The 13,083-nt window shown below is 69.6% G+C and carries 11 protein-coding genes; 9 read left to right on the plus strand and 2 right to left on the minus strand.

The window, feature by feature from the left end:
* The first annotated feature begins 74 nt into the window (after positions 1-74).
* Positions 75-782 (plus strand): SDR family NAD(P)-dependent oxidoreductase, encoded by a 708-nt coding sequence (locus ASC66_RS06025; RefSeq protein ID WP_157509658.1) that lies wholly within the window; start codon positions 75-77, stop codon positions 780-782.
* A 220-nt stretch (positions 783-1,002) separates the two neighbouring features.
* A complete protein-coding gene (locus tag ASC66_RS06030) occupies positions 1,003-2,385 on the plus strand; it encodes a hypothetical protein (protein ID WP_157509659.1) in 1,383 nt (460 codons plus the stop codon).
* A 121-nt stretch (positions 2,386-2,506) separates the two neighbouring features.
* Here the strand turns inward: ASC66_RS06030 and ASC66_RS17775 are convergent, their stop codons facing one another.
* Positions 2,507-3,190, minus strand: coding sequence for a DUF4232 domain-containing protein (locus tag ASC66_RS17775; protein WP_162243477.1), 684 nt, complete (start codon positions 3,188-3,190; stop codon positions 2,507-2,509).
* A 123-nt stretch (positions 3,191-3,313) separates the two neighbouring features.
* Between ASC66_RS17775 and ASC66_RS06040 the strand changes: the two genes are divergently transcribed.
* Both ASC66_RS06040 and ASC66_RS06045 read left to right on the plus strand, forming a co-directional pair.
* Positions 3,314-4,795, plus strand: a complete 1,482-nt coding sequence (locus tag ASC66_RS06040; RefSeq protein ID WP_082492045.1) for a sensor histidine kinase — start codon at positions 3,314-3,316, stop codon at positions 4,793-4,795.
* The gene (locus ASC66_RS06045) at positions 4,788-5,540 is read left to right on the plus strand and encodes a response regulator (protein WP_055835922.1); all 753 of its coding nucleotides are present in this window, start codon (positions 4,788-4,790) and stop codon (positions 5,538-5,540) included. Before ASC66_RS06040 ends, ASC66_RS06045 begins: the two co-directional genes overlap by 8 nt.
* Here ASC66_RS06045 and ASC66_RS06050 read toward each other — a convergent pair.
* The gene (locus ASC66_RS06050; protein WP_157509660.1) at positions 5,518-6,849 is read right to left on the minus strand and encodes an MFS transporter; all 1,332 of its coding nucleotides are present in this window, start codon (positions 6,847-6,849) and stop codon (positions 5,518-5,520) included. The genes ASC66_RS06045 and ASC66_RS06050 overlap by 23 nt on opposite strands.
* A 140-nt stretch (positions 6,850-6,989) precedes the next feature.
* Here ASC66_RS06050 and ASC66_RS06055 point away from each other — a divergent pair, with 140 nt between their 5' ends.
* The 5 genes from ASC66_RS06055 to ASC66_RS06075 all read left to right on the plus strand — a co-directional run bounded on the left by ASC66_RS06055 (position 6,990) and on the right by ASC66_RS06075 (position 13,050).
* Positions 6,990-8,744 (plus strand): long-chain-fatty-acid--CoA ligase, encoded by a 1,755-nt coding sequence (locus ASC66_RS06055; RefSeq protein ID WP_055835925.1) that lies wholly within the window; start codon positions 6,990-6,992, stop codon positions 8,742-8,744.
* A gap of 276 nt (positions 8,745-9,020) precedes the next feature.
* Positions 9,021-9,929, plus strand: a complete 909-nt coding sequence (locus tag ASC66_RS06060; RefSeq protein ID WP_055835928.1) for an ABC transporter ATP-binding protein — start codon at positions 9,021-9,023, stop codon at positions 9,927-9,929.
* Complete coding sequence (locus tag ASC66_RS06065; RefSeq protein ID WP_055835931.1) at positions 9,929-11,071, plus strand: ABC transporter permease; 1,143 nt, start codon at positions 9,929-9,931, stop codon at positions 11,069-11,071. Before ASC66_RS06060 ends, ASC66_RS06065 begins: the two co-directional genes overlap by 1 nt.
* Before the next feature lie 171 nt (positions 11,072-11,242).
* Positions 11,243-12,316, plus strand: coding sequence for a threonine aldolase family protein (locus ASC66_RS06070; RefSeq protein WP_055835941.1), 1,074 nt, complete (start codon positions 11,243-11,245; stop codon positions 12,314-12,316).
* 143 nt (positions 12,317-12,459) lie between these two features.
* Positions 12,460-13,050: a nitroreductase family protein gene (locus tag ASC66_RS06075; protein WP_055835943.1), complete on the plus strand. Its 591-nt coding sequence runs from the start codon at positions 12,460-12,462 to the stop codon at positions 13,048-13,050.
* Positions 13,051-13,083 lie beyond the last annotated feature (33 nt).

Raw genomic sequence — 13,083 nt, forward strand, 5'->3', positions numbered from 1 at the left:
AGCATCCTTGCAATCGCGCTTTCTCCTTTCACGCGAGGGGTGCCACCCCATCGCGAACTGTCTAGCCTGAGAGCATGAGCATGACCGACTCCGCACTCGCGCTCGGCGTCGCCGCGCGCACCGTTCTGATCGCCGGCGCGACGAGCGCATCCGGACACGCCTGCGCCGCCGCGCTCAGCGCGGCCGGTGCCAGGGTGATCGCCGTCGGATCCAATCCCGAGCGCCTCGCCGCACTGGCGGACGCCATTCCCGGCGTCATCACGCGGGTCTGCGATCTGAGCGATTTCACGGCCGTCTCGGCCCTCGCCGAGGAAATCCGGGTGACCGCCGCGAAGCACGGGCATGCCGGCATCGACGGACTCATCCACCTGGTCGGCGGTTGGCGCGGCGGCGGTGGGCTGGCCGGCCAGAGCGATGAGGACTGGCAGGTGCTGGAGTCCGCCTTTGGCACACTGCGCAACACCACTCGCGCCTTCAACGATCAGCTGCTGGCATCGGATGCCGGCCGCCTGGCGATCGTGTCGAGCGTCTCCGTGGATCGGCCGCTGGCCGGCGGCGCCAACTACGCCGCCGCGAAGGCCGCTGCCGACGCGTGGACTCGGGCCGTGGCTCAGGGCTTCGCGAAAGCCGCGGCCCCGGCAGAACCGGATGCCGCAGCCGTGATCTTCGTGGTGAAGGCGCTGGCCGGGCTGGAGCAGGAACTCGCGTCGGGAGTCGTCGCCCTCTGGCAGCAGTCGGCCGGAACGCTCAACGGCAGCCACATTCGCCTCGGCGACGCCTGAGCCGGCCTTCGCGCGCGGACCCGGTACGGCCCGACCGCCCAAACTGAGGAACCCCCACTCCGAGTCACATTCGGCTGTCCGTAGCCTCCGAAGCCCCGCCCTCTCGATAAGCTCGGGCGATCCCGCCGGACGAACCGGCGTTCGTCCGACGAGCTGACGGTGCAACTCGCCCACTTTCGCGGTACGGCTGATCTGCCTTCGACGAATGGGAATTGCACACGTGAATCACACCACCCTCAGCGCGCGGCTCCGCCGCGGCGCGGCACTCGGACTCGGCGTCGTGCTGCTCTCCGGCGCCACACTCGCCGTCGCGGCACCGGCCCAGGCCGTCGTCGTCAGCACGCACGTCGCGAAGGCCGACATCGGCTCCGAGGTCGGCGCCACCGGTTGGCAGACGTATGCGCCAGACAACCTGCAGGATGTCGGCGGGGCGCTGAGCATCGCGTACGGCGGCTCCATCACGAATACCCTCGAAACGCCTGAGCCACTCAGCAGCGTCTCCGACGCCGTCGCCGAGAGCCTCATCTCGTGGACGACGAGCGAGGACACCACGCCGTCGGCGCTCGAGCTGACCGTGCAGAACAGCGAGCTCGGCGAGAGCACCACCCTCCGCTACGTCGGCGCTGTCTCCGGCACGAACACCCCGGGCCTGGACTCGTCGTGGATCGTCTGGGGAGACGTTCCCGGCCTCGCCTTCGGTGAGCCGGCGACACTGGAGACCATTCTCCCCGCGCTCGAGACCGCCGGCATGACCGACGTCTCCGCCTACGGCATCTACTCCGAGATCAGCGCCAGCTACCTCAGCACCCTCGACATCTTCGGCACGGCGTTCACCTTCGGCGGCCCGCCGTCGCTCCCGCTCGACGGCGTCAGCGTCACCGTCACGGGTTCCCCGGTCGTTGGCCAGACCCTCAGCGTGACCACCGCAGGATGGCCGGCAGGCACCGAGCTCAGCTACGAGTGGTTCTGGAACGGCGGCATGATGGGCGGCGGCATCGAGGGCGCATCGGGCACCAGCTACACCGTCACCGGTGACCTGGTCAGCCGCTTCCTCGGCGTTCTCGTGACCGGCACCGCCGAGGGCTTCTCGCCCACGACGCTCAACAGCGAGCTCACTGCCGCGGTCACCGCAACCGAGCAGCCCGCCGCCGCGGCCCCCGTCGCCGACTCTTCGGGTCTCGACGCGTTCCTCGCGGCCAGTGCCCCCGCCGGCGTCCAGGCCCAGGATGCCGCCGGCCTGCCTGCCGGCTCGCTCAACGCGGGTACGAACCACACCGCCAGCATCGTGTGGGACGGCGCAGACAGCTTCGTCGACGTCTACGCGTACTCGAGCCCCGTGCTGGTCGGCACCTTCGCGGTCGTCGACGGCGCAGTTCATATCGAACTCAGCACCGGTCTGCTCACGCAGCTGAGCGCCGGTGACCACACGATGGTCGTCGTTGGACAGAGCTCCAAGGCCGTGCAGGCGTACGCCCTGAACGTCACGGCCGGGCTGGCCGAGAGCGGTGTCGAGACGACGCTGCCGCTCGGCGCCGCCTCGCTCATGCTGCTGCTCGGTGCCGCGTTGCTCGTCGCACGCCGCCGCCGGAGCGCTCAGCTCTAAGCAGAGCGCGCACGCACACCGCTCACCGCACAGGAGGGGCACTGCCACACGGCAGTGCCCCTCCTGCTTTGGGCCGAGGGCAGGATCCGTTGGCCGGCACGGCAGACACGCCAGCCGTCCGTCAGGATGCCGCCGCGAACGCGCTCTGCCGCATGGTCGAGGTGGCGTCGCCGCAGACGACGATCTCGTGTTCGACCGTCACGCCGTGTCCCGCGCCATCCGACGTGACGAACGCCCGGAGCCCGGATGCCGTCACAGCGGGACAGTCGTAGGCGCCGGCCGCGCTGACGGCCACGTGCGAGATCGCGACCCCGTTCGGCTGCATCGTCACGAGCGCGCCATCGCCGCCGACGGCCTGCGCCGGGTATCCGATCAACGCACCGCCGGCATCGACGGCGCTGACGCCCGGCCAGCCCCAGAGGGTGCATGCGTCGCTCGAGACATTGCGGAAGCGCAGGTTGAATCCGCTCTGCCCCGCGCCGGATTCATCGGGCAGGGCCTCGACAGCCAGCTCCAGTTGCTCGTCCAGGCAACGCGGCGGCTCGGGGGTCTCCGGCGTCACCTCCACCGGCGCCTCGCCCGAGGCGGGAAGTGCTGGCACGACCGGGGTCGGAACGGGGAACGCGCTCGACTCAGCGACCGGCCTCTCGCTTGCTGCGTCGCTCGCGCGCGGTGGCGCTGCGGTATCAGCCGCTGGTGCGCCAGCCGCGCACCCCGAGAGCAGCAACGCGCCCACCGCGACCGCCGTCCCAGCACGCAGAACGGCCAGGAATGTGCGCCGAGAACTGCCGCTGTGCGTGCTCATCACCCCAGTATCGGTGGCGGCAGAGTCGGTCACCAGCCCCCATTTCCCACGGTCACGACCCACCCGGCCGCAATCCCCCACACGGCGGATTCGCCGCGGCATCCGCGCCGCTAGCGTTGAGACATGAGCGAGACGTCCATCACAATCGCGCCGAGCGAGGCTGCCGGGCCGAACTCGGCTGCCCCGCTCCCCGGCGAGGAGTGGGTGCGGCCGCGTCCCGGACGCACCGGCTACCGCAATGACCTGCTGCTGGCACTGGCGCTGGCCGTCGCGACGACGATCAGCCTGGTGCTGTTCCGGGTCACCGGAACCTACGAGGACACCCCCGGCTGGCAGTCGACGCTCTGGGTGATCGGTATGACGCTGCCCCTCGCGTTCCGCCGACGGTGGCCGGAGGCCGTCGCGATCGTGGCCTCGCTCGCGTTCACGGTCGCCTTCGTGTTCGAAACCGGCGAGATGCTGTTCAGCCAGATCAGTCTCTTCGTCGCAATCTACTCAGTCGGCGCCTGGGGCCGCAGCCGCCGTGTCGCCACCGTCGTGCGCGCCATCATCGTCTCCGGCATGCTGGCCTGGGTCTTCTGGCAGCTCATCTTCTACTCCGCCGTGCAGGACTATCTGCCCGAACTGCCCCGGGACGGCGCACTCTCTCCCTATCTCGCCTACGGCCTGATCAACATCATGACCAATCTGCTCTACTTCGGGGGCGCCTGGTTCTTCGGCGATGCCGCGTACCGCTCCGCCCGCGCGCGCGCTCTGCTCGAGCAGCGCACCGTCGAACTCGCCGAAGCGCGCGAGCGCACGCAGCAGCAGGCCGTCGCGCTCGAGCGAGTGCGGATCGCGCGCGAGCTGCACGACGTCGTCGCCCACCACGTCTCCGTGATGGGAGTGCAGGCCGGGGCGGCCCGGCGCGTGCTCGAACGCGACCCGGCCCAGGCCAGCGCCGCACTCAGCCTGATCGAGCAGAACGCACGCAGCGCCGTCGAGGAGCTGCACCTGCTGCTCGGCGCCCTGCGTTCCGACCAGGCGGACACGGGCACGGTTCCCGCTCATCTCAGCAACAGCACGCGCGGCGTCGAACAGCTCGCTGATCTGGTGGCGGATGCCGCGGCCGCCGGCCTTCCGGCGACGCTCAGCATCATCGGCGATGCCCGCACTCTCCCTGGCGGCGTCAGCCTCAGCGTCTATCGGGTGGCGCAGGAGGCGCTCACGAACACGCGCAAGCACGGCGGTGGCGCGGCGACGGCCGACGTGCGCGTGCGCTATCTGCCCGACGCGGTCGAACTCGAGGTGAGCGACACGGGCATCGGAGCCAGCGGCCAACAGCGCACCGCCGCCGGTTCCGGGCTCGGTCAACTGGGGATGCGTGAGCGGGTCGCGGCCGTCGGCGGCACGATTGAACTCGGCCCACGCCCTCGCGGCGGCTACCTCGTGCGGGCCCGTTTCCCGCTTCCCGCCGTGGTTTCCACAAGCTCAACCAACGGGGTTTCCGCGGTTTCGACAAGCTCAACCAACGGGGTTTCCGCGGTTTCGACAAGCTCAACCACCGGGGCCCCGCTGATTGAGCCTGTCGAAATCACCACAAACGAGAGCACTGAGAATGTCTGATTCACCGACCACTGCCGACATCCGCGTGTTGATCGTCGACGATCAGCAGCTCATGCGCGCCGGCTTCCGCATCATCCTGGAATCGGAGCCCGGAATCGAGGTCGTCGGCGAGGCCGAGAACGGCGAACAGGCCGTCGCCCAGGCCCGCGCGCTTGCGCCCGATGTCATCTGCATGGATGTGCAGATGCCCGGCATGGACGGCCTGGAGGCCACCCGGCTCATCGTGGCCGACCCGACGCTCGCCTCCAGCGTGCTCGTGCTGACCACCTTCAACCGCGAGGACTACCTGTTCAGCGCCCTGCAGAGCGGGGCGAGCGGCTTCCTGCTGAAGAACGCCTCACCGGAGGAGCTCGTCAATGCCGTGCAGGTGCTGGCGCGCGGCGATGCCCTGCTCTCGCCGGATGTCACGCGGCACGTGATCGCTGCGGCGACGAGTTCGGTTTCGACAGGCTCAACCAACGGGAGTGCAGGCTCAACCAACGAACACCCGCTGATTGAGCTTGTCGAAATCCCCCAGCCCGCCGACAATGCCGCGCTGGCGACGCTCACCGAACGGGAGGGCGAGGTGCTGCAGTTCCTGGCCGCGGGGCTCTCCAACGCCGAGATCGCCACCCGGCTCTACGTCGGCGAGTCCACGGTCAAGACCCACGTGTCGAAGATCCTGATGAAGCTCGGGCTCCGCGATCGGATTCAGGCCGTGATCTTCGCGTACGAGCACGGGGTCACGGCTGCCCCTCGGGCCTAGGACCGGGTTCGCTCGCTCCGGCATCCGCCGGGCCCCCGGCTGCGGCATCGGACGCCGCGGCCGCCACCTCCGAATCGCTCGCCAGATCGGCCGGGGCGTGCTGGCGGCGGCTGGCGAAGAGGAACGGGATCGCGATGGCCTCGATCAGACCGGCGAACGCGAGCGAGGCCGGGTAACCGTAGAGGTCGGCGGAGCGTCCCAGCACGGGCTGCACGACCACGCCACCGCTGGATGCCATCAGCGAGTCGAAGCTCAGAACGGTTGCCCGCTGCTTCGACGGGATCATGTCGTTGAGGTAGGCCTGGCGCACCGGCCCGGCGGCCGCGGCGACGACACCCCAGACGGCCAGCAGCACGAGCGCGACCCAGAACACACGGTTGAAGCCGAGCGACACCAGGATCAGCACGCTGACGACGACACTGAGAATCAACACGGTCGTGCGCTTGCGGAACAGCGCCCTGACACGCGGGGCGAGCCATCCGCCGAGCACCTGCGATGCGGCAACCAGCGCCGCGGCGAGACCGGCGATCGAGTACGCCTTCGGATCGCCGAAGAGGTCGAGCAGATAGGGCTGCAGCGCGTAGAAGACGTAGATGCCGACGCCGGCCGTGAACGGCGCCGCGAGCATGATGTAGCGAACGGGCGGCTTCTTGAGGCCGCCGTCGATCGAGGCGGAGAGCAACTCCCTGGTCGCCCGCAGGGGGTGCACGGAGCGCTCGGGCGTGAAGCCGATGTCGCGCATCAGCGCGAACGCCACGACGAACATCACCAGCAGCACGCCGACGCGCAAGAGGAAGGGAACGCCGAGGTTCGTGGCCTGGGCGATCACACCGCCGGCCACCGAGCCGACGAGCATGGCGACGCCCGCAACGATCTGTCCGCGGCCGAACACGGCCTCGAGGCCGCCCTCGTAGCCGGAGAAGCGCAGCGCGTCGACGAGCCACGCCTCGACGGCGCCGGAGAAGAAGGTGAAGCCGAGTCCGAGCAGCACCGAGATGACCGCCCACGCCCAGAACGGGGCGTGCAGCTGCCACATCAGGTAGTAGAGGTAGGTGGAGACGGCGAGAGTGATCGTGCCGAGCAGAAAAGAGGTGCGGCGGCCCCAGCTGTCGGCGACGACCCCGGTCGGCACCTCGAACAGCACCATGCCGGCCGTGAAGAAGGCGTTGGCGGCGAAGGCCTCAAGCGAGCTGAGCCCGGCATCCAGCAGGAAAAGCGTGTTGACGCCCCAGATGAACGATGCCGCAAGGGTGTTGCCCAGCGTGAGACCGAGGTAGATGCGCTGGATGCGACGGGCGGCGGTGTTCACGGTGCCGCGCCCGCCAGGCGGGTTGATGAGGACACGAAAGACATGATCCTCCCGATTCTCGGCGCGCGCCAGCACCGGCGCGCTGCCGGGCAATGTAAGACTGGTGGCATGATGCACTCGCTCAGCCGCGGAGCCGCCCGATGAGCGTTTTCGCCGACAAGCCCTGGCTCGCCTCGTACTCCCCCGGAGTTCCGCACCTCATCGATGTTCCCGACGACTCCCTCGTCGACGTGATCGAGGCCTCGGCCACGAGCTACGCCAACCACGTCGCGCTCGAGTTCTTCGGCGCGACCACGAGCTACCGCGAACTCGGCGCAGCCATCGACCGTGCAGCCGAGGGTCTGCGCCGTCTCGGCGTCGCGGCCGGCGACCGTGTGGCGATCGTGCTGCCGAACTGCCCGCAGCACATCATCGCCTTCTACGCCGTGCTGCGCCTCGGCGCCATCGTGGTCGAGCACAACCCGCTCTACACGCCCCGCGAGCTGCTGCACCAGTTCGAGGATCACGGCGCCAGCGTAGCCATCGTCTGGGACAAGCTCGCCGCGACCGTCGCCGACTTCCCCTCCGCCATGGGCGTCGACACCGTCATCGCCGTCGACGTGACCCGTGCCATGCCGATCGGCATGCGCGCCAAGCTCCGGATGCCGGTTGCCGCCGCCCGCACCGGCCGCGCGAAGCTGACTCTCGGCCACCCCGCCCCCGGCGCCGTCGTCTGGGCGAGCGTGCTCAAGAACAAGCCGATCGCCGCCGACCACCCGCGTCCGCAGCCCGACGACGTCGCGCTGCTGCAGTACACGAGCGGCACGACGGGCACCCCGAAGGGCGCGGTGCTCAGCCACCGCAACCTGCTCGTGAACTCGCTGCAGGGTCAGGCCTGGCTGCCGGGGCCGAAGCCGGGCGCCGAGGTGTTCTACGGCGTGCTGCCGATGTTCCACGCCTTCGGCCTCACCCTCTGCATCACCTCGGCGATGAGCATGGGGGCGCGTCTGGTGCTGTTCCCGGCCTTCGACCCGGAGCTCGTGCTGAAGGCCGCGCGCCACAACCCCCCGACCTTCCTCCCCGCCGTGCCGCCGATCTACGACCGGATGCTCACGGCTGCCGATGCCGCCGGCGTGAGCCTGGCCAGCATCCGGTTCGCCATCTCCGGCGCCATGGCCCTGCCGCCCGCGCTCGTCGAACGCTGGGAGGCCGGCACGGAGAGCCTGCTCGTCGAGGGCTACGGCATGACGGAATCCTCGCCGATCATCGCCGTGAACCCCGTCGCGGCCAACCGTCGCGCCGGCACCGTCGGCCTGCCGCTGCCGAACATCGAGATCCGCGTCGTCGACCCGGAGCGGCCGGGCGTTCAGCGCGGTTTCGACGAGGCGGGCGAGCTGCTCGTGCGCGGGCCGCAGGTCTTCTCCGGCTACTGGAACCGGCCGAGCGACAGCGCGGAGGCCCTGCTCGGCCCGGACGTGGTGGCGGAGTCCGTCGATCCGCTCGACACCGCGGATGCCGCGGGCAGCGGCCCCTGGCTGCGCACCGGTGACATCGTCACGGTGTCGGCCGACGGCTTCATCTCCATCGTCGACCGGGCCAAGGAACTCATCGTCACCGGCGGGTTCAACGTCTCGCCCACCGAGGTCGAGGCGGCGCTGCTCGCCCACCCCGATGTGCTCGACATCGCCGTCGTCGGCGCCCCGGATGCCGACGGTTCAGAGGTCGTCACCGCCGCGGTGGTGCTGGCCCCCGGCGTCGAACTCGACCCGGACGCGCTCCGCACCTTCGCGAAGACCTGCCTCACGCCGTACAAGGTTCCGCGCCGCTTCGTGCAGGTTGACGAGCTGCCTCGCTCGCTGATCGGCAAGGTGCTCCGCCGCCAGGTGCAGCAGCAGATCGCCGCTCCCGCCGGCTGAAGGAGCGCCAGCGACTGAAGCCCCGAGCGGATCCGCGGGCACTGCGGCGTAGTGCGCCGGGCGACCCGATCACGCGGGGCACTCGGCTTCGGTCGCGGCCTCGTTCCTCGGCTGCGCCTCGAGCCAGCGTGAGTGACTGCGGGGGCCTCGAGCCGGAGCGGGTGCCTGAGTCGCCCCCTCCGCCGCACGGCGGAGAGCAGAAACCCCCCGCACGGCGGATGCCGCACGCCTCTCACCCCTCGTAGCCTGAGAGCACAGCAGCGAAAGGTGCACTCAGTGTTAGAGATCCAGAACGTCAATAAGAGCTATGGCGACCGCGCCGTGCTGCGCGACGTCAATTTCACCGTCGGCCACGGCCGTATGACGGGCTTCGTCGGCGGCAACGGAGCTGGCAAGACCACGACGATGCGCATCATTCTCGGCGTGCTTGACCCGGATGCCGGCAGCGTCAGCCTCGACGGCACGCTCCTGACCGCCGCCGACCGCCGCCGCTTTGGCTACATGCCGGAGGAGCGCGGTCTCTACCCGAAGATGAAGGTGCAGGAGCAGCTCGTCTACCTGGCCAGGCTGCACGGCTTCACCGCGGCCGCCGCCAACCGCAACTCCACGGCGCTTCTGGAGCAGCTCGGCCTCGGTGAGCGCGCGAACGACACCGTCGAGAGCCTCTCGCTCGGCAACCAGCAGCGCGCCCAGATCGCGGCGGCACTGGTGCACGAACCGGAGGTGCTCGTGCTCGACGAGCCGTTCAGCGGCCTCGACCCGATGGCGGTCGACGTGGTGCTCGGCGTGTTGCAGTCGCACGCGGCGTCCGGGGCCCCCGTGCTCTTCAGCTCGCACCAGCTCGACATCGTCGAGCGACTCTGCGACGACCTCGTGATCATCGCCGACGGCCAGATCCGCGCGAACGGTTCGGTTGACGGGCTGCGGCGCGAGCACGGCTCCTCCCGCCACGAGCTGCTGCTCGGCGGCACGAGCGCAACCGGATCGGGAACGGGCGATGCCGGCTGGGTGCGCGAGGTTCCCGGCGTCACGGTGGTCGACTTCGACGGCGGCTACGCCCTGTTCGAGGCCGACGACGACGCCCGCGCCACCGTGCTGGCCCGCGCCGTGGCCAGCGGCGAGCTGGTGAGCTTCGGCCCGCACGAACCCTCCCTTGCCCAGGTCTTCCGAGAGGTGATCCGCTGATGAGCACGCACCAGAGCACACCGCCGCGCGGCACCGCCGACCGCAGCACGCCCACCTTCGCCCGCAGCGTCGGCCTCGTCGCCGGCCGCGAGATCACCATGCGCCTGCGCAGCAAGGCGTTCCTGATCTCGACGGGCATCCTCATGCTTGCTGTGCTCGCCTCCGTGGTGATCGGCGGCCTCGTCAGCCAGAACCCCGAGCTCACCAAGGTGGCCCTGATCGGCACCTCCGCCGATGCGGCGAGCGCCGCCATTGCGGAGGCCGAGGGCCTCGAGGGCGTCACCGCCGACTCGCGCGAGGACGCGGAGCAGATGCTCCGCGACGGCGAGGTCAGTGCGATCGTCGTGCCCAGCGAGGACACGGAGGCCGCGAACCCCGTCACCGTGATCGGCCTCGACCAGGCCCCAGGCGAAGTCGTCGGTGCGCTCAGCATCCGGCCGGAGGTCGTGCTGCTCGAGCAGGCCAGCCAGGACTCCTTCCTGATCTACCTCGTCGCGCTCGGCTTCGGGCTCATCTTCTTCATGTCGGCGATCACCTTCGGTTCGACGATCGCATCGAGCGTCGTCGAGGAGAAGCAGACCCGCATCGTCGAGATTCTGATGTCGACGATCCCCGTGCGCGCCCTGCTCGCGGGCAAGGTGGTCGGCAACAGTGCGATGGCGTTCCTGCAGATCGTGGCCATCGCCGTGCTCGCGATCCTCGGCATGGTGGTCACGAGCCAGAAGGTGCTGCTCGGCACCCTCGGCGCGTCGGTGATCTGGTTCATCGTGTTCTTCGCCGTCGGCTTCGTCATGCTCTCGGCCCTGTTCGCGGCAACGGCGTCGATGGTCTCCCGCGCCGAAGACGTCGGCACGGTCACCTCCCCGGTGACGATGCTCGTCATGATCCCGTACTTCCTCGTCATCCTCTTCAACGACAACCCGCTCGTGCTCGGCATCATGAGCTACGTGCCGTTCTCGGCGCCGGTGGGCATGCCGATGCGGGTCTTCCTCGGCACCGCCGAGTGGTGGGAGCCGCTGCTCTCGCTCGCGATCCTGCTGGCGACGACGGTGGTCGTGCTGGCCCTGGGATCGCGTATCTACAGCAACTCCCTGCTGCGCCTCGGCGCCAGGGTCAAGCTGGCCGAGGCACTCAAGGGGTAACGCCTCGGCCCGGGGGAAGGGGCGGATGCCGCAGCACGCGGCATCCGCCCCTCTGCATGTCCCGCTGCAGCCATCCCGCGCGGGGAAGTGTGGCGCGGAGCGGGCCGATCAGGCACGAACTGTGCGTGCGGCGCATGAAAACGGCGGATGCCGGGGTGTCAGACTAGAGCGGTGACTGACACTCTGCATGACCTTGACTCCCGCGGCTTCGCCTCCGACAACTACTCGGGCGTGCACCCCGAGATCATGGCGGCCATCGCCGCGGCCAACGGCGGCCACCAGATCGCCTACGGCGACGACATCTACACCGAGAAGCTGCAGCAGGTCTTCGCCTCCCACTTCGGCGACGGCGTCCAGGCCTTCCCCGTCTTCAACGGCACCGGCGCGAATGTGACCGGCCTGCAGTCGATGCTGCCGCGCTGGGGCGCAGTCATCTGCACCAGCACCGCGCACATCCACAGCGACGAGAACGGCGCACCGGAGCGCATCGGCGGCATCAAGCTGCTCACGGTCGAGACACCGGACGGCAAGCTCACCCCTGAGCTCATCGACAAGGAAGCCTGGGGCTGGGGCGACGAGCACCGCGCCCAGCCCGGTGTCGTCTCGATCACCCAGACGACCGAGCTCGGCACCGCGTACACGGTGGCCGAGGTCACGGCGATCGCCGAGCACACCCACAAGCTCGGCATGAAGCTGCACATGGACGGTGCCCGCATCTCCAACGCCGCCGCCGCGCTCGGCCAGCCGCTGCGGGCGTTCACCACGGATGCCGGCGTCGATGTGCTGAGCTTCGGCGGCACGAAGAACGGCCTGCTGTTCGGCGAGTCGATCGTGGTGCTGAACCCCGAGGCGTCGACCGGTCTCAAGTACCTGCGCAAAATGAACATGCAGCTCTCCTCGAAGATGCGCTTCGTCTCGGCCCAGCTCATCGCGCTGCTCGAGAACGACCTCTACCTGCGCAACGCCTCCCACGCCAACGCCATGGCCGCACGCCTGCGCGGCGCGCTCGAGGCCGGCATCGCCGACGGCTCGATCAGCGGCCTCGGCTTCTCGCAGCCGACCGAGTCCAACGCCGTCTTCGCTGTGCTGCCCGACGGGGTCGCCGACACCCTGCGCGAGAGCTTCCGCTTCTACGACTGGGACGCCGCCAAGAACGAGGTGCGCTGGATGTGCGGCTTCGACACCACCGAGGCCGACATCGACACCTTCATTGCCGCGGTGAAGCGCGAGCTCGCGGCCCGGTAACGGATTCGCAGAGCGGATGCCGGTGCCGCCGGCATCCGCTCGCACATGGGTGTGGGCGGAATAGTCGTGGACACACACGCGTTTCACCCACCGATGCCCCAGTGTTGTGGCGCACTCTCAACCACCTCACTGCAAGGAATCTCATGACGCTGCTTGACGCCGCCCCCCGCACCGCCCAGACCAGCGCTCCCATGCTCGACGTTCTCGCCGAGCGCTGGAGCCCCCGTGCCTTCGACCCGGATGCCGTGCTCGAGCCCGGCGCCCTCGCCGGCGTGTTCGAGGCCGCACGCTGGGCTCCGAGCGCCAACAACTCGCAGCCATGGCGCTTCATCATCGCCCGCCGCGGCACGGCGACCTTCGACACGATTGCCGCCGCGCTCCTGGGCTTCAACCAGGCCTGGGCCGGCAGCGCAGCCGCACTCGTCGTGAACGTCGCGATCGTGGCGGATGCCGAAGGAAAGCCGACCCCGTGGGCCCAGTACGACCTCGGCCAGGCCGTCGCCCACCTCAGCGTGCAGGCGCACGCCGAGGGCCTGCACGTGCACCAGATGGGCGGCTTCGACCGCGACGCGATCAGCGCGGCATTCGAGCTCGAGGAGCGCTTCGTCCCGACCTCGGTGATGACGATCGGCAAGCTCGGCGATGCCGCAGCACTCCCCGAGGGGCTGCGCGAGCGCGAGATCGCCCCGCGCCAGCGTCTCTCCCTCGACGACATCGTTCTGCTGAACGACTAGTCGATCGTTGCGGATGCCCCGCGTGGGCCCGCG

The sequence above is a fragment of the Leifsonia sp. Root4 genome (genome assembly GCF_001425085.1).
Classification (GTDB): Bacteria; Actinomycetota; Actinomycetes; order Actinomycetales; family Microbacteriaceae; genus Microterricola.